Raw genomic sequence first — 20464 nt, 5'->3', positions numbered from 1 at the left:
CGGTCTCGCACGGCGAACCGGGCGCATGGACGCCTGAAGGCTGCATCCTGAGCGGTCAGGAGCAGGATCGATGCACCATGAGGAACTCCGCCGCCCGCTGCGGCGCGATGGGAATGGGGTCAAGAAAGGGCTGTTTTCCCATTAGGTGCTGGGGATTGGATTTCACCGCTTCCCCGGCGACCCGAAGGGCGGCGCGTAGCCGCCAATGCCGGGGAAACGGAATGTCAGGACCCTGCCAACACTCAACGGGAACGCAGCCCAAAAAGAAAACCGCCGCCCCGTGAGGAGCGGCGGCTTCCGAAGTCGTCATCGACGCTTCCAGCCCATGATCGGGAGCCAGGTGACCGGCTCCCTCTCAAGGGTCTCAGAAGTTGATGTCGATGGTTGCGCGGCGGTTCAGCGGCTCGCGGACGCCATCGGCGGTGGCGCGGGCCAGCTGGGTTTCGCCCTTGCCGTCCAGAGCGATCACGCCGCCGTTCACACCCTGGGCGACCAGGGCGTCCGCGACGGTGCGGGCGCGGCGGTTGGACAGGCCGACGTTATAGGCGGCCGAGCCCGAGGTGTCGGCGTGGCCGACCACCAGCACGCGGGTCGGGTTGCCCGACTTGGCGTAGTTGGCCGCCTGGGTCACCACCGAGCGGGCCTCGGCCGTCAGGTCCGAGCGATCCCAGTCGAAATAGACCACGAACTGCCGCGCCGTCGGAGCCGGCGGAGGCGGCGGCGGGGGCGGAGGCGGCGGAGGCGGCGGGGGAGGCGGCGGCGGGGGCGGAGGCGGCGGCGGCGGGGGCGGAGCCTCCGGAGCGCCGAACGCATAGCGCAGACCCAGGCTCACCGTGTGCGACTGGTCATAGTCGCCGTCCCAGGTGCCGAACTGCGTCGCCGTGCCGGTGCCCGAAGACAGGCTGGCCACCTGCATGTCGCCGCTCAGATAGCGGTAGGTCAGGTCGATGTTGGTGCGGTCGCTGACCTGCCAGCTCAGGCCGGCGATGGCCTGGGCCGCGAAGCGGGTCGAGCTGTCGTCGGCGGCCAGATAGGCCGGACGGTTCTGACGCTGACGGCCCACCACGTCCAGGTTGACCTTGTTCACGCCGACACCGACGCCCACGAACGGACGCACGCCCCAGCCTTCCCAGCCGAAGTCGTAGATGATGTTGGCCATGACCGTCATCGAGGTCATGTCGCCTTCCGGCGAATAGCAGGCGCCCGAAGCCGGGGTCACGTTGCACAGGCCCTGCGGACCCGTCACCGCGCGAACGCGGCCGATGTCGCCCGAGCGATAGCCGCCTTCCAGCTCGACGCGCCAGTTCGGATCGAAGCGATAGCCCAGACGGCCAAAAGCCGCCCAGCCGCTGTTCACTTCCCAGTTCCAGTTCGCACCGGTCGTCGACGACTCCAGATTGGCGTCGTCCATCTGATGATAGCCCGCGTCAGCCGCGCCATACCATCCCGGCACCTGGGCCGAAGCAGCACCAGCCGACAGGGCGAGGGCCGCCGCCGCGCTGGATGCCAGAATCACATTTTTAATTCGCATAGGGATCAGCCCTCCGCAGCCATAATTATTCTTTCGCGGCGGGTTCGCCGCCTGATTGTGCTTTAACAGCCTTGTCGCAGCAGGTCGAGCAGCAAACTTGGCCTTTCGCCACAGGAAAGGCGAAAGCGTGGCGTTGAAGCTACAGGCGAAATCCCCCGGCGACTCCGGGTTTCGGGCGCCCCTGGCGTCGCTCTGGACCGTTGAGACCCGCCCCTGACCCGCCTAAGACACGACGGATGAGCGACGCCGACGCCCGATGTGAAGTGATCGCCGAGGCCGGGGTCAACCATAACGGCCGCGGCGACCTGGCGCTGGACCTGGTCGAAGCCGCCGCCATCGCGCAGGCGGACACTGTTAAATTTCAGACCTTTGATCCTGATGACCTGGTGACGGCCACGGCCTCGACCGCGACCTATCAGGCGCGAGCCGGGGCCGGAGAGGCGCAGAAGGCCATGCTGGAGGCCCTGGCCCTGCCCCGGCCGGATCTGAAGCGGGCGGCGCGGGCGGCGGAAGCGGCGGGCGTCGGATTCCTGTCGACGCCGTTCGACGTGGGTTCGGCCCGGTTCCTGGTGGACGAAGTAGGGATGAGGCGGATCAAGGTCGGGTCGGGCGAACTGACCAACCTGCCCCTGCTGCTGGACCTGGCGCGGCTGGGACGGCCGATCCTGCTGTCCACCGGCATGGCGACGATAGCGGAGGTGCGCCGCGCCCTGGGCGTCCTGGCCTTCGCCCGGCTGGCGGAGGCGTCGGAGACGCCGTCGCTGGCGGCGTTCGAGGCGGCCCTGGCGGCGCCGGAGGCGGATGCGGTGCTGGGCGAGACGGTGGTCATGCAGTGCACGACCCAGTATCCGGCCCCCCACGATCAAGCGAACCTGAGAGTGCTGGACGCCTATGCGGCGCTGGGGGTCCGGCCGGGGTATTCGGACCATACCCTGGGGCTGGACATCGCCCTGGCGGCCGTGGCGCGCGGCGCCGTGGTGATCGAGAAGCACCTGACCCTGTCGCGGGCCATGGAGGGGCCGGATCACGCCGCCTCTCTGGAGCCGCAAGAGATGGCCGAACTGGTGCGCGGCGTCCGGCGGGTCTTTGAGACCCTGGGGTCTGCGCACAAGACGCCCCAGCCGGCGGAGATCGCCAATATGGCCGTGGCGCGGCGGGTTCTGGTCGCGGCCCGGCCGATCCGTGCGGGTGAGGTCTTCACGCCGGACAATCTGACGGCCAAGCGCGCGGGCGAAGGTCTGACGCCGGGCCTGTACTGGTCGCTGCTGGGCCAGGCGGCGGCCCATGACTTCGCGGCCGACGAGGTGATCCGGCCATGAGGCGGATCGGCGTCTTCACCGCCACCCGGGCCGAGTTCGGCCTTTTGCGCCCGGTGATCGCGGCGCTGGAGGCGTCGGCGACGCTGAGGCCGCTGGTGATCGTGTCGGGCGCCCATCTGTCGGGAGCCCACGGCCTGACGGTGCGCGAGATCGAGGCCGAAGGCGTGCCGGTGGCCGCGCGGGTTCCGGTTCCCCTGGCCGGAGACGGGCCGGCGCAGATCGCCGCCGACATGGCCGCGACCCTGGACGGCTGTGCGAGGGCCTATGTGGAGTTAGGCCTCGACGCCGTTCTGATGCTGGGCGACCGGACCGAACTGCTGGCCGCGGCGACGGCGGCGGTCCCCCTGACCCTGCCGATCCTGCATCTGGAAGGCGGGCATCTGACGCATGGGGCGGTCGACGATTCCATAAGGCATGCGGTCAGCAAGCTGGCGGCCCTGCATTTCACCGCCGCCGAGCCTTATCGCGCCCGGCTGATCCAGATGGGCGAGGCGCCGGAGCGGGTGTTCACCGTGGGATCGACGGCGGCCGACAATCTGTTGGCCTTCGGACGGCGGACGCGGGCCGAGGTGGAGGCCGAGACCGGCCTGGACCTGTCGCCGGGCTTCATCCTGGCCACCTTCCATCCCGAGACGCTGGGGACGACGGCGCCGGACCGGCAGATCGACGAATTCCTGCGCGGGCTGGAGGCGGGGCGTGCGGGGCGCAAGGTGCTGATCACCCTGCCCAACACCGACGCGGGCTCTGGGGCCGTCCGTGAACGGATAGAGGCCTGGGCGGCGGCGAACGCCGACTGGGCCGCGGCGCGCGCCTCGCTGGGAGCGCGGCTGTATCTGGGGGCGCTGACGGCCTGCGACGCGGTGGCGGGAAACTCGTCCAGCGGGGTGATCGAGGCGCCGATCGCGGGCGTTCCGAGCATCAATGTGGGCGAGCGGCAGGCAGGGCGGCTGCGTCCGCCAGGGGTGATCGATGCGGCCCTGGACGCCCCGGCCATAGCGGCGGCGGTGAGGCAGGCGCTGGATCCCGCCTTCCGCGCCCATACGGCCAAGGCCCCTGCCCCGTTCGGCGACGGCCGGGCGGCCCGGCGGATCGTGCGGGTGCTGGAGGCGACGGATTTCGCCGGACTGGCGCGCAAGCCCTTCGTGGATAGGGCCTGAGCGACGTTTTCGCGGATCAGCCCCTGATCGCCGCCTCGGCCGCCGCGAACTCGGCCGCCGTGTCGATGTCCCAGCCGCGTTCGGCCGGCATGAGCCAGGCCAGGGCGCCGGGCACATCGAACCGGCGATCCGCCGCCAGTCGATCCGGCCGGCCGACATAGATCGCGCCGTTGATGACCCTCAGATCGTCCAGATCTCCCGCCGGGCCGATCAGCCCGTCCGTCACGCGGCGATGGAAGGCGGCGGGCTTCGGCGGCGGCGAGACCCCGACCACGGCGGGGGCCGACTGGGCGTGACACAGGGCGACGGCCCCCTGGACATCGGCCGCCGTCCGAAGGGGCGAAGTGGGCTGAAGCAGCGCCACATAGTCCCAGTCGCCGCCGATGACGCCCAGGGCGTGGGCGATGGCGTCGAAGACGCTGGCGTCCGCGCCCGCCAGGGCGGCCGGACGGTCGATCACCGTCGCCCCGTGCGCGGCGGCCAGGGCGGCGACGGCCGGATCGTCGGTGGTCACGGCCACGGCGTCGACCGCCGACGCGCCCAGGGCGGCGTCCAGGGTCCAGTCGATCAGCGGCCGACCGTTGAAGGGACGCAGGTTCTTGCCCGGCAGCCGCTGCGACCCCGCCCGCGCGGGGATCAGGGCCAGGACGCGCGCGTCGTCGATCATGCCGTCTTCCTTATCCCCGCGCGCGGCGGCTGATAGACTCGATTCGATCCAGAGAATCAGGGGGCGGCCCGCAGATGGCAAGGAACGGCGCGGAGCTGAACGGGCGCAGGGTGCTGGTCACCGGCGCCGGCGGCTTCATCGGCAGCCGGGTCTGCGAGCGGCTGGTCGAGGCGGGCGCAGATGTGCGGGCCCTGGTGCGCTATACCTCGGACGGCGAGGCGGGCTGGCTGGACCGGTCGCCGATCCGGGCCGGGATCGAGGTGGCGCGCGGCGACCTGGCCGACCGCGACAGCGTGGCCGAGGCCATGAAGGGGTGCGAGATCGTCCTGCACCTGGGGGCGCTGATCGCCATTCCCTATTCGTATCTGGCGCCCGAAAGCTATGTGCGGACCAACATCCTGGGCACGCTGAACGTGCTGCAATGCGCGCGGGAACAGGGGATCGGCCGCCTGGTCCACACCTCGACCAGCGAGGTGTACGGCAGCGCCCAGACCGTGCCGATGACCGAGGATCACCCCCTGGTGGGCCAGTCGCCCTATTCGGCGTCAAAGATCGCGGCGGACAAGCTGGCCGAAAGCTATCACCGGTCGTTCGGCATGCCCGTGGTGACCCTGCGGCCCTTCAACACCTTCGGCCCCCGGCAGAGCGCGCGGGCGGTGATCCCGGCCCTGGCGGTGCAGGCCCTGGCCGGTCAGGTGGTGCGGATGGGCGACCCGCGGCCGACGCGGGACTTCGTCTTCGTGGACGATACGGCCGACGCCTTCGTGCGGGCGGCCACGGCGCCGGGGATCGAGGGCCTGACCCTGCATTTCGGCGGCGGACGGGAAATCGCGGTCGGCGATCTGCCGCGCATGATCGGCGAGGCGGCAGGGATCGACATTACGGTCGAGCATGATCCCCAGCGCATGCGCCCGGCCGCCAGCGAGGTCGAGCGGCTGGTCGCCGACGCCTCTCGGGCGCGTGAGTGGCTGGGCTGGACCCCGCGCGTCTCGGTGGAAGAGGGGCTGGCCCAGGTGGTCGACTTCATCCGGGCGCATCCGGACCTGTATCGCCCCCAGGAGTACGCCGTGTGACCGGCCCGGTCGGCATCCAGGCCAATCTGATCGGCGAGGACGCCACCGTCCTGTCGGCCGTCGAACGCATGGACGCGGTGCGGCGCAAGCTGCTGCTGGTGGTGGACGCCGACGGCCGGCTGCGCGGCGCCCTGACGGACGGAGACATCCGGCGCGGCCTCATGCGGCGGGTGCCGGTCGAGGCGCCGGTCGGGGAGATCATGAACCGGACGCCGGTCGCCCTGAAGGCAGGGGTTCGGGACCGGGCGGCGCTGCGGCGGCTGGAGGCCCTGGGCGTCAGCCTGGCGCCGGTGGTCGACGACCAGGGCCGGGTGACGGGGCTGTATCCCGATGCGGTCGGTCCGGCGCGGCCGCGCGACAATCTGGTGGTCATCATGGCCGGAGGACGGGGCGTGCGCCTGGCCCCCCTGACGCGCGACTGCCCCAAGCCGATGCTGAAGGTGGCGGGGCGGCCGTTGCTGGAGACCATCATCGAACGGCTGCGGGCCGAGGGGTTCCGCCGCATCCGGCTGGCGGTCAACTATCTGGCCGAGGTGATCGAGGACCATTTCGGCGACGGGTCGGCCCTGGACGTGGATATCCGCTATCTGCGCGAGGACCATCCGCGCGGGACGGCGGGCGCCTTGTCGCTGCTGGACGAGCCTGTCGAGGCGCCGATGCTGGTGATGAACGGCGACGTGCTGACGCGGGTCGGGTTCGGCGACCTGATCGACTTCCACCAGGGCCTGGGGGCCGAGGCGACCCTGTGCGTGCGCGAGCACAGCTTCCAGTCGCCGCACGGGGTGGCCGAGACCGACGGGCCCAGGCTGGTCTCGCTGAAGGAAAAGCCGACCTTCCGCTGGCTGGCCAACGCCGGGATCTACTGCCTCGACCCCGCCGCCCTGACCCGGGTCCCGGCCGAGGGGCGGTTCGACATGCCCGATCTTCTGGCCGGCCTGGCCGCCGACGGACGCCTGGTCGGGGCCTTTCCCCTGCACGAATACTGGCTGGATATCGGGCGGCCGCCGGATTTCGAGACGGCCCAGCAGGATTTCGCCAACCTGTTCCAGGAGCCCGCGCCCCTGTCGTGAGCGCTTGCAACTGCGAGGCGCGCGGCTATGGTCGCGGCCGACGGCCGGTCAGGCCGCCGGGGCCGGCATCCGACTCAGCCGGACCGCCCCGAACCTGTCACGCCGTGCTGGGGCGCCGGTCCGCTTTTCATGAACGCCATCAAGTCCAGCGTCTCCTTCTTCGCCGGCCAATTGCGCATCATCGGCGCGCTGATGATGCGCGAGCTGGCGACCCGTTTCGGCCGCGAGGGGCTGGGGTTCCTGTGGCTGATCGGCGAACCGCTGATCTTCTGCATCGGCGTGATGATCATGTGGAGCGCGACCAAGCCGGCCTATGAGCACGGCATCCGCATCGCGCCCTTCCTGATGACGGGCTATATGGCGCTGCTGCTGCTGCGCCATCAGATCGGACTGAGCCAGGGCGCGCTGCAGGCCAATATCGGCCTGATGCACCACCGCCAGATCTCGGTGCTGCACCTGTATGTGGCCCGCAACCTGCTGGAGATCGCCGGGACGACGATGGCCTTCATCGTGGTCTATATCGCCCTGATTTCCCTGCGCCTGATCGGCCCGCCGCATGACCTGCTGCTGCTCTATCACGGATGGTTCCTGCTGGCCTGGATGGGGATGGGGTTCGCCCTGATCCTGGCAGGCATCGCCATGCGCTATGAGTTTATGGAGCGTGTGGTCGGCCTGCTGTCCTACATCCTGATTCCGTTCTCGGGGGCCTTCTTCATGGTGGCCTGGTTGCCGCCGGCCTATCGCGACCTGTTCCTTCTGGCGCCCTTCCCCCATCCGATCGAGATGGTTCGGGCCGGGGTGTTCGGCGAATTCACCCCTACCTTCTATGACGCATCTTACGCCCTGATCTGGTCCGCTGTATTCAACATCATCGGGATGGCTCTGATCTATGGCGCGCGCGACCGTATCGACGTGGAGTGATCCAGTGTACGTCAGCCCTCCGCCTTCCCTTGTGGGACCGAAATGACCGACTCCAAGCTCAACTACATCGGCCCCATTCCCAAGGCCCTGACCTTCGACCGGCCCAAGGGGGCGTGGTGGACGCGGCTACCGCTGGGCTTCCTGCTGATCGTGGTGCTGCCGACCCTGATCACGGCGATCTATTTCCTGATGATCGCCAGCCCCCGCTATGTGTCCGAAGCGCGGTTCGTGGTCCGGGCGCCCAGTTCGAACCAGCCGTCGGGCCTGGGCCTGGCCCTGCAGTCGGCCGGCATCGCCTCCAGCCAGACCGACGCGTTCGCGGTGCATGAATACGCCCGTTCGACCCAGGCGGTGATCGACCTGGAGAAGACCCTGGACCTGAAGCAGATCTTCGGTCCCAAGAACGCCGACGTCTTTTCCCGCTATCCGCGCCTGGGCGAGAGCCGCTCGATCGAGGGGATGCGCAAGGGGCTGGAGCGGTTCGTCACCGTCGGATACGACGCCACGACCGGGATTTCGGTGCTGCGCGTCGAGGCCTATCGCCGCGAGGACGCCCAGCGGGTGGCCCAGGGCCTGCTCGCCGGAGGCGAACGCCTGATCAACAGCATGAACGCCAGGGCCGCCGCCGACGCCGTGGCCGACGCCGAACGCGCCCGCACCGAGGCCCAGGCCAACCTGGCCCTGGCGCAACAGCAGCTGACCGCCTTCCGCAACCGGGAACAGATCGTCGACCCGACCCGCCAGGCCACCGAGGGCCTGCAGATGATCGGCGACCTGATGAGCGCGGTCGCGCGGCTGAGGGCCGAGCGGTCGCAGCTGGCCGGCGAGGCGCCGAACAGCCCACAACTGCCCCTGCTCGATTCGCGCATCGCCGCGTTCCAGCGGCAAATCGACATCGAACGGGCCAATATGGCCGGGGCCCGGGGCTCCCTGGCGTCCAAGATCAGCACCTATGAGGACCTGGCGCTGAACCGCGAATTCGCCGACAAGCAGCTGGCCGCCGCCACCGCGGCCCTGACCTCGGCCCAGCAGGAGGCCCGGCGCCAGAAGCTGTATCTGGATCGCATCGTCGAACCCAGCCGCCCGGACGAGGCGCTGGAGCCGCGGCGCTGGCTGTCGATCCTGACCGTCCTGGCCAGCTGCCTGCTGATCTATGGCGTCGGCTGGCTGATGTGGGCCGGCATCCGCGAGCACAGGCAGGGCTGATGGAGGCGCAAGCCGACCCCATCGGACTGCGCGTCGAGAACCTGGCCAAGACCTATCACGGTCGCAGCCGGCCGCTGTTCACCGGGCTGAATTTCGAGCTGGAGCGGTCGGGGCGTCTGGCCCTGCTGGGACGCAACGGCCAGGGCAAGTCGACCCTGATCAAGATGCTGGGCGGCGTCATGCCGCCGACGGAGGGCCAGATCAACTGGTCGATGGCCGCCTCATGGCCCATCGGCTTCGGCGGCGGCTTCCAGGGCAGTCTGTCGGGGCTGGACAACATCCGTTTCCTGTCCCGCCTGTATCGCAAGAATTTCGAGAACATCCTGGCGCGGGTCGATGACTTCGCCGAACTGGGGCCCGCGCTGAAACTGCCGGTGAAACACTATTCCTCGGGCATGCGCGCCCGTCTGGCCTTCGGCCTGTCCCTGGCCATCGAGTTCGACTGTTATCTGATCGACGAACTGGTGGCGGTGGGCGACGCCCGCTTCCAGCAGAAATGCCAGCATGAACTGTTCGGCCGGCGCGGCGAGCGGGCCTTCATCATGGCCTCGCACAGCATGGACCTGATCTCGGCCTATTGCGACCGGGCGCTGATCATCGAGAGCGGCAAGGTCAAGCTGTTCGACGACATCCAGGAGGCCGTCGAGATCTACACCTGGCTGCGGGCCGCATGACCCAGCCGCTGCGGATCCTGTTCACGCCTTCGCTGCGCGAAGGCTACTGGCTGCATGTGATCCATACGGAGGCGGGCGCGCGGGGCGTGTCCGTAGCCAATTTCGGCGAGGGGGAGGCGGACATCCTGCTGGCCCACGCCATCGACCATGATGAGGCCTTGGCCCAGACAGCGAGCGACTGGATCATCCTGGCCGACAGCCCTGAAGCCGCCCTGTCGATCTGCGGCGCGGCGCTTGAAGAGGTCCCGCCAGGGCGGCAGGCCTGGCTGGCGGCCAACCACCGGTTGGCGCCCGCGGCTCTGCTGGCCGGTAGAGGATCGACCGTGTTCGACATGGGCGCCGCCCGGCTGGACCTGCCGCGACTGGGGCCCATCGAGATGCCGTTCGAAATTCCGGTCCAGACGCCGCCGCCCGCGCCGCAGCTTGGCCTGTACGCGCAACTGCCGATACCGGTGGGGGCGGCCAGCGTCTGGCCGGCGGATCTGTTCAACTACCCCCTGGGCGACGACCCCACGGGAGGCGAGTCCCAGATCGACCTGACCGGCCGGGCGCGGACCCTGATGTTCGGCCCCTATGCGACCCTGCCGCCGGGCCGCTGGCGCGCGACGGTCAAGGTCATGGTCGATCCCGAGGGCGGGTGGACGCCCCTGTGGTTCGACTGGGGCGCCCAGGACAATATGACCGTCCACGAAGAGACGATCCACGAAGCCGGGGTTTACAGCCTGTCGCTGGATGGGGGCTGGGACCGGCCGACCGAGGTGCAGATGCGGGCCGTCCTGACCCAGCCCGTCTTCCAGGGCCGGTTCGAGATGCTGGAATGCCGGGTCGAGCGACTGGACGACGCCGAACCCGCCGGCGATCAGCCGGCCGAGGCCGCCGCCTCCGCCTGAGTCAGGCCGAGGCGACGGGTCGCCGAGCCGTCGGCGACGATCGGCGCCCACCAGTCCGAGTTCTCGAGATACCAGCGCACGGTCTCAAGCAGGCCCGTCTCGAACGCGGTCGTCGGCCGCCAGTCCAGCTCCCGGCCGATGCGGGTCGGATCTATGGCGTAGCGGCGGTCGTGGCCCGGCCGGTCGGCGACATGTTCGATGGCCGAGGCGTGGGGCCGGCCGTCCGGGCGCGGGGCCAGGCGGTCCAGGGCGGCGCAGAGGCCGGAAACGACGTCCAGATTGGCGCGCTCGGCCTCGCCGCCGACGGCGTAGGTCCGGCCGGGGCGGCCGTCGTCCAGAACACGGATCAGGGCCTCGGCATGGTCCGACACATGCAACCAGTCGCGCACCTGGCGGCCGTCGCCATAGACCGGCAGGGGCTGGCCCGACAGGGCGCGCAGGATCGTCAGGGGGATCAGCTTCTCAGGGTGCTGGCGCGGGCCGTAGTTGTTCGAACAGTTGGTCACCAGGACCGGCAGGCCGTAGGTATGGCCCCAGGCGCGGACCAGATGGTCCGACGCCGCCTTGGACGCCGAATAGGGCGAGCGGGGATCATAGGCGGTCGCCTCGTCGAACCGCCCCCGGGGGCCCAGGGCGCCGAACACCTCGTCGGTCGAGACGTGGAGGAAGCGGAAGGCGTCGCGGTCGGCGGGCGGCAGGCCGTCCAGATGGGTCCGGGCGGCCTGGAGCAGGACGAAGACCCCGACCACATTGGTGCGGATGAAGTCGGAAGGGCCGTCGATCGAACGGTCGACATGGCTTTCGGCCGCCAGGTTCATCACGGCGGACGGGCGGAAGCGGGCGAAGACCTGATGCACCGCCGCCTCGTCGGCGATGTCGGCCTGGACGAAGTCGAAACCGGGCCGGCCCTCGCATTCGGCCAGGGAGGCGCGGCGGCCGGCATAGGTCAGCTTGTCCAGGGCGACGACCGGCCGGCCCTGATCCAGCATGCGCCGCACCAGGGTCGAGCCGATGAAGCCCGCCGCCCCCGTGACCAGGACGGGGCCCGTCACGACACGATCTCCAGCGCCATGGGGCGGCCGTCATAGTCGAAGGGGGGCGCGATCCCGGACAGGCGGGGCCATTGGCGATCCCGGTCCGAAAGGACGGATTCGCCCGCCTCGGGCCAGTCCAGGGCCAGGGCCGGATCGTCCCAGGCCAGGCCGCCCTCGCTGTCCGGCGCATAGGGGGCCGAGACCTTGTAGGCGACCACGGCGTCGGGGGTCAGGGTCATGAAGCCGTGGGCGAATCCGACCGGGACATAGAGCTGGTCGCCCGACGCCCCCTCCAGGGTCGCCGACACGGCCCGGCCGAAGGTGGGGGAGCCGCGCCTCAGATCGACGGCCACATCGAAGATCGCCCCGGCGAGACAGCGCACCAGCTTGGCCTGGGCCTGGGGCGGGCGCTGGAAATGCAGGCCGCGGACCGTGCCCGCGCGGCGGGACAGGGATTCGTTGTCCTGGATGAAGTCGTGATCCAGCCCCAGGGCGCGCAGGCGCGCGGGCGAATAGGTTTCCTGGAACCAGCCCCGGTCATCGGCATGGCGACGGGCGCGGATCAGGGTGAGGCCCAGGCCCATGGCGGACGGATCAGGCGCCGGCCGAGGCGGCAGCGGGCTCGGCGGGCGCTTCGGACCGGCCCATGGCCAGGGCGTAGGCCCGCTCCAGCGCCTCGTTGCGGACGAAGATCAGGCCTGTCTGGCGCGGCGGGGCGGCGGTCTCCCCCTCGCCCGCGCCGGGATTGGCCCCGCTGAGCGGCGAGCCGTAGAAGATGTGGGCCCCGATCTGGCGCACCCGTTCCAGCCTCTGGCCCCAGGACGGGCGGACGTAGTTGGCGTGATAGTTGACCGCCGACTTGGGCAGCTGGGCCGTCGCGCGGCCGTCATAGACCTCGCGCGCGATGCGCTCGGCCCGTCGCCAGGCGGTCAGGTTGACCTGGCCGCGCCCGATCGAACCGTCGCAGGTGAAGGTGAACTGGCAGGTCTTGCTGTTGCGCTGATAGACCACGGCGCAGATCGAGCGGGGGTAGCCCCCATGGCGCGAGCGGTTCAGCACCACCTCGGCCACCGCCGCCTGGCCCGCCTCGCTCTCGTTGCGGGCCTCGTAATAGATGGCCTGGGTCAGGCACTCGATGTCGTTGTCCGGGATGCGCGGCGCCGTGGCCAAGTCCAGGCGCGGGGCGACATAGCGGCCGCCGCGGTTGGCGCTGGGCCGGGCGAAGGGATCGGCCGTCGGCGGGGCGATGGATCCGGGCGGCTCTTCGCGCGACGGGGCGACCGAGACGGCCGGGCGCGCGCGGGGCCGGGCCGGAGCGGCGCGGGGCGGGGCGGCCGGCTGGGCGCGGCGGGCCGGATCGGCCAGGCGGCCGCCCTTGCCGTCGCGGATCATCTGGGCCAGGCGGGCGTTCAGTTCGGCGCGGCGATCCGCGTCGGAGACCGGAGGCGCGGCGATGACGGCCGCGGGCGTCGTCGGCGCAGGGCGCACGCGCTCGGACTGGGCGGCGGTGGCCAGGCCCGCGCCCCCCAGCAGGCAGATCACGCCCGCGACCGACAGTGTTCGAACCGAAACGCCCAAGACCCGACCTTTGAAACCAAATCCCTGAAATACCAGCGCGGAGCCTTCGCGCCAAGCATGGCCGTCGGAACGGCCCGCTCCGCCTTTGTGCGGCCATCCACTCGGGTCTAGAACAAGGCATGATTTTCGCGCGCCGCGCCGGATTCTCGCTGATCGAAGCCCTGGTCGTCCTGGCGGTCGGCGGCCTGGCCCTGGCCGTCATCTTCTCGATCGGCACGCGCGCCGGGGACACGGGTTTCCGACTGGGGCGGGGCGCGATGGCGGCGGCCGATCAGGACATCGCCCTGGGCGACATCCGCGCCACGGTGCGCAGCATCGCCCTGAGACCCCCAACCACCTTTCTGAGGGATGTGGACCGGCCCATGGACGGGCAGGCGGCGCGGCTGGAGGCCGAGGTGGTGATGGAGCGGGCGACCCAGTGCGCGCCCGAAGGCTGGTCCGGGCGGCTGGTGCTGGAGATCGTCAACAGCGGGGGCGAGCGGACCCTGACCTGCCAGGCGGGCGACCGGCCGCGGTCGCGGCTGATGACCCTGGCGGCGGGACCGGCGGGCTTTTCCTATTCGACCGACGGCGCGACCTGGACGCCGGCCTACAGCAACACCCCCACGGCGCGTGGCGAGGGGCCGCCCCAGGCCGTCAATCTGTGGGTGCGGGTGGCCGCGCCGGGCGTGGATGTCATAGAGATGGCGTCGTCCGGCCAGCCGGATGCGTGGATCAGGGCGGGCGACGATGGCCTTCTGTAATCCCCGTGTCCGAACAGGCTTCGCCCTGCCCGCCGTGCTGACGGTGACCGGGGTGGTGATGATCATCTTCCTGGCGGCCATCACCGCCCTGGCCAGCCTGCAGGCCGAGGCGGCCTCGGCGCGGAACCGGGTGCGGTTCCTGCAGCGCGCCCTGACGGCCGAAACGGACCTGGCCTATCTGCTGGCGACCGAGCCGTTCCGCCCGCGGTCGCTGATGGTGGGGGCGGCGAGAAACGTCGACGACATCGTGGCCCCGGCCATGAGCGCGCCGACGGCCTCGGGCCTGCCGGAAGCTGACATCTGGCTGGATGGACGGCCCTATCTGATGGATCTGGACGGGCCGCTTCTGGTATCGCTGCAGGATGCGGCGGGGCTGGTGAACCTGGCGCGGACGCCGGCCGAGGTTCACGCCCGGGTCGCCCAGCGCGCGGGCCTTTCGGCCACCCAGGCCCAGTCCGTGTTGGCGCGCTATCTGGACTACACCGATCCGGACGATCTGCGCGGGGTGAACGGAGCCGAGCGCGGCGAATACGGTGCGGCGGGGGGGCCCGCCAACCGTCCTCTGCTGAGACCGGCGGAATGGCTGTCCATACTGGGGGTGCGCCAGGCGGTGGACGCCCGGCGATGGGCCGAGGTGCGGCCCATGCTGATCGACGAACCGTCGATGGTCGCCATCAACGTCAACACGGCGCCATCAGCGGCCCTGCAGCTGATGTTCGGCATCAGCGCGGCCCAGGCCGAGAGCGCCATCCGGCGGCGCGAGACCACGCCCTTCCTGTCGCTGGAGGAATTTCTGCAGGCCGTGGGATCGACCTATCCCGAGGCGCTGGAGCGAACCTATACCTATCCGGGCGGCCGGATCGTGTATGAAATCCGCGACGGCCGCTCGGCCTGGACCTATCGCGGCATGATCGTCCTGACGCCGGGCGCCCTTGCGCAGCCCTTGTGGATCAAGCAGACGGAACTGTTGGAGGCGCCCAGGCGGGCCGCGGCGGACACGACGAATGCGACTCGACTTCCTTACGCCCCGGATTGACCGGCTGAGCGCCGACGGCGCGGTCGAGGCCGTGCACACGGGCGCCCTGCTGGGCCGTCTGTTCCGCAAGCCGGTGATGCTGCTGGCGCGCGAGATGTGCGCCTTCGCCCTGTTCGAGACGGCCAACCTGCCGCGCAACCGGCGGAGGCAGGCGGCGCGGCTGCATGCGCGCACGGCCTCGCCCTATATCGCCGGCGGGGCGGCCCTGGTGAAATCGGGCGAGGATTTCGGTGTCTGGTGGTGGGATTTGGCCCGTGTCGCCCCGATGATCGCCGGGCGCGGCGACGTCGCCCTGAGGCCCGAGACCCTGGCCCAGCCGGCGGGCCGCGACTGGCGGATCGTCAAGCTGGCGCGCGGCTATGAGGCCCAGCACTGGCGCGACGGCGCCCTGAGGGCCTCGGCCTGGCGGCCGACCCGCTATGACGAGGCGGCCTGGACCGCCTTCGCCCGGACCCAGCGCGACGCCCGCATCGACGCGCCAGAGACGCCGCCGCCGGCCGAGACCCTGCCGGTGGACACGGCGGGCGAGGCCTTCTCCCTGGCCCGCACGGAGATCACCCGGGAGCAGGCGATCGGCCTGGGCCTGGGGGCCCTGGCCCTGGCTTCGACCAGCCTGTTCGCCCTGGTTCTGGGCCAGACGATCCAGACCCAGGAGGCGGCGCGCAAGATCGAGGCCGAGACCGCCGAGATCCAGGCCGCCACGCCGCGCCAGGCCGACACCATGGCTCTGGAAGGTGAACGGCGGATGCTGGCCTCCTATCGGGAGATCGAGGGGCGGACCAATCCGCTGAGCGCCGCCGGGGCGGCCATCGGCATCGTCGCCATGCACGATCTGACGCCCCAGTCGCTGGAATCGGCCGAGGACAAGGTGACCGTGACCCTGCCCTATGAGGCGGTGAAGATCGTCGGCGACCTGGTGGCCGAGTTCGAGACCTCGGGCTATTTCCGGGATGTCCAGCCACGCACCGACGCGGGGGCCAAGACCCTGGTCATCGAGATGCAGGTGCGGGAGGCGGCGCCGCCGTTGTCGCCTGACGCATGAAGCGGCAGTCGCCGTCCTGGGTCTTGAGGGTCATGACCACCTGATCCCCGGTCAGCAGATTGGCGGTCGTCGAGGAACAGGCCCCGCCGGCCGCGATCTCCAGCGGCGGCGCCAGGGTGTAGCGCCAGGGCTCGCGCAGGATCGCCACCCGGTCGTCGGGGCCGGGTTCGGCGGCGGGGTCGATCAGGCGCAGGGGCTGGCCGGTGCGGTTGGCCTCGCGCCGCAGGTCGGACACCTGGCGCTGAAACTCGAAGAAGACCGCATGGGCCGTCGCCTGGTCCAGCATGCGGGCGGTGGACGGCATGATGATCGCCGTGGCCAGGGCGAAGATGGCCAGGACGATCAGTATCTCCATCAGCGAAAAGCCGGGACGGCGATCCGATGCGGACGGCGGCCGCAGGCGGTTAGCGCTGCTGTTCCGAGCTGACATCGGCATTGACGCCCGTGCCGCCTTCCTGACCGTCGGCGCCATAGCTGAGCACCGTCGCATTGCCCCCGCCGGACACGGCGGCGCCCGAGGTCTCGGCCGGGGCGACATAGACATAGGGACGGCCCCAGGGATCGGACGGCAGGGCGTCCATATAAGGCCCCTGCCAGCCGGGCACGGCGGTCGGATCGCCCTGAAGCAGCAAGTTCAGGCCTTCCTGCTGGGTCGGCAGGCGGCCGATATCGATCCGCATCGTCTCCAGGGCCGATTTCAGCGCCTTGGCCTGGATGCGGGCGGCCGTCGTCTTGGATCGGTCCAACTGGGCGAACAGACGGGGGCCGACCACCGCCGCGATCAGGGCGATGATGGCCAGGACGACCAGGATTTCCAGCAGGCTGAAGCCCTGGCGAAGGCGGCGTTGGGCCACGGCCGGGCGACGGTTTTGGAGACGGAACGTCAAGGTCTGCCTTGATAATCTGTTACGAACGGCTGGCGACTGCTATAGCTCACCGGCGGTGGGCGGTCGAAAGAAAAAACAGACGACGCGCGGGGGCGTGCGGCGCATGGAGCGGAATTGAAAGCGCAACTGGCCGGGTTGAGATCGGCGTGGGCCGCCCGTGGCCGCGCCCTGGTCGTCCGTTTCCAGCGGACCACGCCGCGCGAGCGCCTGCTGCTGGCTGGGCTGGCGCTGGGGGTGCTGCTGTATGGGCCGGTCCTGGCCATGGACCGGCGCGCCCAGGCGTCCGAACGCTATATCGACGCGGTGACCGAACGGGCCTCGGCGCGGCTGGCGCTGAACGCGGCGCGGCGGGCGGTGGCCGATCCGGTGGACCGGGCGGTGTTCGAGGACATGCGCGGCTGGGGCATAGAGGCGACCAATCCGGCCACGGCCCAGGTGCTGCTGGAACGACGGCTGTTCGAGGCGGTGACGGCGGCCGAACTGGGCGGCGCCCAGATCACCACCCAGCCCGAGCTGGAGACCATCGGCGCGACCCGCTGGGTGCGTGGCGAGGTTCAGGCCAATCTGCGCTGGACCCCGACCTTCGCCTTCCTGGACGCCCTGGCCGCCTGGCCCGAAGGCTTCCGCATCACCGGTTTCCAGTATGAGATGACGCCCCAGCCCAGCAATGACGCCGGGCTTCCGCCCGAAGTTTTGGCTCAGATGATGGCCTCCCGCCCCCTGGGCCGGGTGCGGATCGGGGTGGCGGCGCCGGTCCGGCTGACGGCCGAGACGGAAGGGGGCGCCTGATGCGCTGGCTGCCCTTTGTCGCCGTGGTTCCCGTCCTGGCCTTCCTGCTGGGCCTGGTCTTCCCCGGCCTGCCGCCCGAGCCGCCGGCCGTCACGCGCGGCGGCGGCGGCCAAAGGGCCGAAATGCTGCGCCCCGGCGAGACGGCGGCGGCGGCCACGCGCTTCCTGCGGACCCTGAGATCCGATCCGAAGCCGCCGCCTCCTCCTGCGCCGCCCCCTCGCCCGACGCCGCCCCCTCCCCCGCCGCCGCCGGATGTCGCTGTGGTGTTCAAGAGCCTGCTGGCGGGTGTCGAACAGGACGCGGACACCGGGACCTTGCGGGCCCTGGTGCGTCAGTCCGCCTCGCCCTCGCCGCAAATCGCCCGCATGGCTGTGGGCGACAGCTTCGGCGACGGCTGGAAGCTAAGTGAAATTTCAGAGACCGCCGTCACACTGCGAAAGGGCAAGGATGTCCGCGTGGTGCGTCTGTACGGATGATTTCGGGGAGAGCCGCATGATCAAGACGACCCTCCGTCGCCGAACCGGCCGCGTCGTTCGCGCCGCACAGCGCTTTGCGGCCCTGGCGCCCCTGCTGGCGGCCGCCGGCTGCGCCGCCTTTCCCTATCTGGACACGGCCACCGCGCGGCCGAACGGCGGCGACACGACCCTGGGCGCGGGCCAGGACGACCTGACGCCGATCGGCGGCCAGGTCGGGGGCCAGCGTCGGCCAACCGAGGTCATGACCCTGCCCGGCGGCGCCCCGCCGCCCCAGACCACGCGCCAGCCGGCGACCGAGGCCCAGATCGCGGCCCTGCTGCCGGACGAACAGGTCGATGCGGCCCTGGCGCCCCAGTCGATCCCGCAATTCGTGGCCACGGCCTTTGCCGTCCTGGGCACGCCCTACAACATGACGCCGGACGTGGCCCAGCGGACCGAGACCATCGCCGGCGGCACCGGCGGGACCGTGTCCAAGCGCGCCCTGTTCCGCATGGTCCAGCTGGCGCTGAAGCAGTATGGGATCGAGGTCTTCATCGACAACGGGGTGGTCACGATCGGCGACGCCGGGACCTCGGCCTCTCCGGGCGGGGCCCAGGTGGTGCGGGGGCGCGTCGCTCCCAACACCACCGGCCGGGTGGTTCAGGTCTTCAACGTCCAGACCATTGAAGTCAGCTCGATGCAGGCGCTGCTGAACGACCTGTTCCCCGGCGCCAGCCAGGCGCGGATCACGGTCGACCCCCTGACCAACAGCATGATCATCTCGGGGCCCGGACGCGACGTCGCCCGGGTGGTGTCGATGATCCGCGAACTGGACCAGCCGCGCTTCGCCGGATCCAATGTGCTGCGGGTCGAGCCGGCCTTCATGGCCGCCGACGCCCTGGCCCAGGCGGTGGAACAGGCCCTGACGGTCGAAGGCTATGTGGTGTCGCGCATCGCCGCCGCGGGGCGCTCCATCGTCATCCTGGCCTATCCGGCGTCCAACCAGGTGCTGATCTTCGCCCGGGATCCGGAACTGGCGGCGCGGGCCGAATACTGGGTCGCGGCCCTGGACCGGCCGGCCACCCTGGGGGACCGCACCTCGACCTTCGTCTATCAGGTGCGCAACACCGACGCGGCCTCCCTGGGGCGGCTGGCCATCGGCCAGGGTTCGGCCACCGAGACCCGTCAGACGCCGGTCGGGGTGCCCGGAACCCCGCCTGCGGCCGCCAACGCCGAGGGCGCCGCCCGGCGTCAGAACGGCACGGGCAATGTCGCCTCGGGCGGCGACGGCCAGTTCATGAACGGCCGGGTCCTGACCGATCCGGTCGGCAACCGCATCCTGTTCACCGGCACGGCCAGCGACTACGCCCAGCTGCGGTCGCTGCTGACCACCCTGGACACGCCGGCGCCCCAGGTGGTGGTCGAGGTGATGATCGCCGAGGTCACCCTGACCGACAAGACGTCCCTGGGGGTCAACCTGTTCGGGACCGAAGCGCACGGCGACGGCATCCTGACCGGCACAACCGAGGGGATCGAGATCGGCGGCGCGGGCGCCACCTTCACCTTCATCGGGCCCGACCTGCGCGCGGCGATCAACGCCAACGCCTCGAACAACCGCATCAATGTGCTGCAGCGGCCGCAGATGGTGGCGCGCAGCGGCGAGACCGTGCGGTTCCAGGTCGGCACCGACGTGCCGATCATCACCTCTCAGCGGGCCACGGACTTCTCTTCCGGCGGCAATGGCACGGACGTGCTGCAGAGCGTGCAATACCGCCAGACCGGCGTGATCACCGAGGTGACGCCCATCGTCTATGGCGACCGGGTGGACCTGGCGATCAGCCAGGAAATCTCCTCGGCCGGCGAGCCGCCGGCGGGCACCAGCATCGGCAGCCCGACCATCCTGAACCGCAGCCTGACCACCCGCATCCAGATCGCCAACGGCTGGACCGGGGTGCTGGGCGGGCTGATCGCCAACGACTACACCAAGACCAACAGCGGCGTGCCCTTCCTGAAGGATATTCCGGTCATCGGCTCGGCCTTCCAGGCCAACAGCGTGTCGGGAACCCGCACCGAACTGCTGCTGCTGATCACCCCGCACATCATCCGCAGCGACGAGGACATGGCCGATCGCGCCGATCGCGCCTCGGCCGACATCAACGCCGCCTTCCGCACCGGCGCGGGCTGGTCCTACACCCTGACGCCGTGGAGCGCGGGGCCCGCCATCCGGGGCCTGGGGATCGACCTGCCCAGCGCCGGCCGGGCGTCCGAACGCCGCCCTCTGTTCCCCCGCCGTCCGGCCGAGCCCGAGGACCAGACGCCGCCGCCTCCGCCGACCGTCATCGTGGCGCCGGCCGAGGACCAGGCCGGCGCCTGACCGGAACGTCGGCCCGAC

Annotated in this window: 21 protein-coding genes; 14 read left to right on the top strand and 7 right to left on the bottom strand. The window is 70.6% G+C overall.

The features are described 5' to 3' along the window. Positions 1-364: 364 nt before the first annotated feature. The gene (locus KF910_RS12175; RefSeq protein ID WP_416354711.1) at positions 365-1525 is read right to left on the bottom strand and encodes an OmpA family protein; all 1161 of its coding nucleotides are present in this window, start codon (positions 1523-1525) and stop codon (positions 365-367) included. A gap of 242 nt (positions 1526-1767) precedes the next feature. On the opposite strand from KF910_RS12175, the gene KF910_RS12170 reads away from it, so the two are divergent. Then, complete coding sequence (locus KF910_RS12170) at positions 1768-2850, top strand: N-acetylneuraminate synthase family protein (protein WP_292263254.1); 1083 nt, start codon at positions 1768-1770, stop codon at positions 2848-2850. Further along, positions 2847-4007, top strand: coding sequence for a UDP-N-acetylglucosamine 2-epimerase (gene neuC / locus KF910_RS12165; protein WP_292263252.1), 1161 nt, complete (start codon positions 2847-2849; stop codon positions 4005-4007). The genes KF910_RS12170 and neuC overlap by 4 nt, the downstream gene beginning before the upstream one ends. 16 nt (positions 4008-4023) lie before the next feature. Here neuC and KF910_RS12160 read toward each other — a convergent pair whose 3' ends face one another. Then, on the bottom strand, positions 4024-4674 hold the full coding sequence (locus tag KF910_RS12160; RefSeq protein ID WP_292263251.1) for a cytidylyltransferase domain-containing protein: 651 nt from the start codon (positions 4672-4674) through the stop codon (positions 4024-4026). 74 nt (positions 4675-4748) lie between these two features. On the opposite strand from KF910_RS12160, the gene KF910_RS12155 reads away from it, so the two are divergent. The 6 genes from KF910_RS12155 to KF910_RS12130 all read left to right on the top strand — a co-directional run bounded on the left by KF910_RS12155 (position 4749) and on the right by KF910_RS12130 (position 10508). Then, the gene (locus KF910_RS12155; RefSeq protein ID WP_292263249.1) at positions 4749-5747 is read left to right on the top strand and encodes a GDP-mannose 4,6-dehydratase; all 999 of its coding nucleotides are present in this window, start codon (positions 4749-4751) and stop codon (positions 5745-5747) included. Next, positions 5744-6817, top strand: coding sequence for a nucleotidyltransferase family protein (locus KF910_RS12150; protein ID WP_292263247.1), 1074 nt, complete (start codon positions 5744-5746; stop codon positions 6815-6817). The genes KF910_RS12155 and KF910_RS12150 overlap by 4 nt, the downstream gene beginning before the upstream one ends. A gap of 129 nt (positions 6818-6946) precedes the next feature. Further along, positions 6947-7738 carry an ABC transporter permease gene (locus KF910_RS12145; protein ID WP_292263245.1) on the top strand — a complete coding sequence of 264 codons (792 nt, stop codon included), beginning with the start codon at positions 6947-6949 and terminating at the stop codon, positions 7736-7738. Between the two features lie 42 nt (positions 7739-7780). Beyond that, positions 7781-8944 (top strand): chain-length determining protein, encoded by a 1164-nt coding sequence (locus KF910_RS12140; RefSeq protein ID WP_292263243.1) that lies wholly within the window; start codon positions 7781-7783, stop codon positions 8942-8944. After that, positions 8944-9618, top strand: a complete 675-nt coding sequence (locus KF910_RS12135; protein ID WP_292263241.1) for an ABC transporter ATP-binding protein — start codon at positions 8944-8946, stop codon at positions 9616-9618. The genes KF910_RS12140 and KF910_RS12135 overlap by 1 nt, the downstream gene beginning before the upstream one ends. Continuing rightward, entirely contained in the window at positions 9615-10508 is an 894-nt protein-coding gene (locus KF910_RS12130; RefSeq protein ID WP_292263239.1) for a hypothetical protein, read from the top strand. The genes KF910_RS12135 and KF910_RS12130 overlap by 4 nt, the downstream gene beginning before the upstream one ends. Here the strand turns inward: KF910_RS12130 and rfbB are convergent. Genes rfbB through KF910_RS12115 form a run of 3 tightly spaced genes read right to left on the bottom strand, consistent with a single transcriptional unit; the run spans position 10478 to position 13120 of the window. Beyond that, positions 10478-11560 (bottom strand): dTDP-glucose 4,6-dehydratase, encoded by a 1083-nt coding sequence (gene rfbB, locus KF910_RS12125; protein WP_292263237.1) that lies wholly within the window; start codon positions 11558-11560, stop codon positions 10478-10480. The two genes, KF910_RS12130 and rfbB, sit on opposite strands and share 31 nt — an antisense overlap. Continuing rightward, on the bottom strand, positions 11557-12126 hold the full coding sequence (gene rfbC / locus KF910_RS12120; RefSeq protein ID WP_292263235.1) for a dTDP-4-dehydrorhamnose 3,5-epimerase: 570 nt from the start codon (positions 12124-12126) through the stop codon (positions 11557-11559). The genes rfbB and rfbC overlap by 4 nt, the downstream gene beginning before the upstream one ends. 10 nt (positions 12127-12136) lie before the next feature. Beyond that, positions 12137-13120 (bottom strand): cell wall hydrolase, encoded by a 984-nt coding sequence (locus KF910_RS12115; protein ID WP_292263233.1) that lies wholly within the window; start codon positions 13118-13120, stop codon positions 12137-12139. Positions 13121-13239: 119 nt separating this feature from the next. On the opposite strand from KF910_RS12115, the gene KF910_RS12110 reads away from it, so the two are divergent. From KF910_RS12110 to KF910_RS12100, 3 genes are read left to right on the top strand one after another with little or no spacing between them, the layout of a single operon-like run. Further along, positions 13240-13863 carry a prepilin-type N-terminal cleavage/methylation domain-containing protein gene (locus KF910_RS12110; protein ID WP_292263231.1) on the top strand — a complete coding sequence of 208 codons (624 nt, stop codon included), beginning with the start codon at positions 13240-13242 and terminating at the stop codon, positions 13861-13863. After that, positions 13850-14899 (top strand): general secretion pathway protein GspK, encoded by a 1050-nt coding sequence (locus tag KF910_RS12105; protein ID WP_292263229.1) that lies wholly within the window; start codon positions 13850-13852, stop codon positions 14897-14899. The genes KF910_RS12110 and KF910_RS12105 overlap by 14 nt, the downstream gene beginning before the upstream one ends. Continuing rightward, complete coding sequence (locus tag KF910_RS12100) at positions 14868-15941, top strand: hypothetical protein (RefSeq protein WP_292263228.1); 1074 nt, start codon at positions 14868-14870, stop codon at positions 15939-15941. Before KF910_RS12105 ends, KF910_RS12100 begins: the two co-directional genes overlap by 32 nt. Here the strand turns inward: KF910_RS12100 and KF910_RS12095 are convergent. Together KF910_RS12095 and gspG are read right to left on the bottom strand one after the other, a co-directional pair. Then, positions 15889-16371, bottom strand: a complete 483-nt coding sequence (locus KF910_RS12095; protein WP_292263226.1) for a pilus assembly FimT family protein — start codon at positions 16369-16371, stop codon at positions 15889-15891. The two genes, KF910_RS12100 and KF910_RS12095, sit on opposite strands and share 53 nt — an antisense overlap. Next, the gene (gene gspG / locus KF910_RS12090; protein WP_292263224.1) at positions 16346-16795 is read right to left on the bottom strand and encodes a type II secretion system major pseudopilin GspG; all 450 of its coding nucleotides are present in this window, start codon (positions 16793-16795) and stop codon (positions 16346-16348) included. Before gspG ends, KF910_RS12095 begins: the two co-directional genes overlap by 26 nt. A 147-nt stretch (positions 16796-16942) precedes the next feature. Between gspG and KF910_RS12085 the strand changes: the two genes are divergently transcribed. From KF910_RS12085 to KF910_RS12075, 3 genes are read left to right on the top strand one after another with little or no spacing between them, the layout of a single operon-like run. Continuing rightward, a complete protein-coding gene (locus KF910_RS12085; RefSeq protein WP_292263222.1) occupies positions 16943-17617 on the top strand; it encodes a hypothetical protein in 675 nt (224 codons plus the stop codon). Beyond that, the gene (locus KF910_RS12080) at positions 17617-18093 is read left to right on the top strand and encodes a hypothetical protein (RefSeq protein ID WP_292263221.1); all 477 of its coding nucleotides are present in this window, start codon (positions 17617-17619) and stop codon (positions 18091-18093) included. The genes KF910_RS12085 and KF910_RS12080 overlap by 1 nt, the downstream gene beginning before the upstream one ends. 16 nt (positions 18094-18109) lie before the next feature. Then, positions 18110-20446, top strand: a complete 2337-nt coding sequence (locus KF910_RS12075; RefSeq protein WP_292263219.1) for a secretin N-terminal domain-containing protein — start codon at positions 18110-18112, stop codon at positions 20444-20446. Positions 20447-20464: the final 18 nt, after the last annotated feature.

It is taken from the genome of Brevundimonas sp. (genome assembly GCF_019636155.1).
In the GTDB taxonomy this organism is placed as follows: Bacteria; Pseudomonadota; Alphaproteobacteria; order Caulobacterales; family Caulobacteraceae; genus Brevundimonas.
The sequence above is the reverse complement of the archived record's forward strand: the minus strand, read 5'-3'. Positions and strand labels throughout refer to the sequence as shown.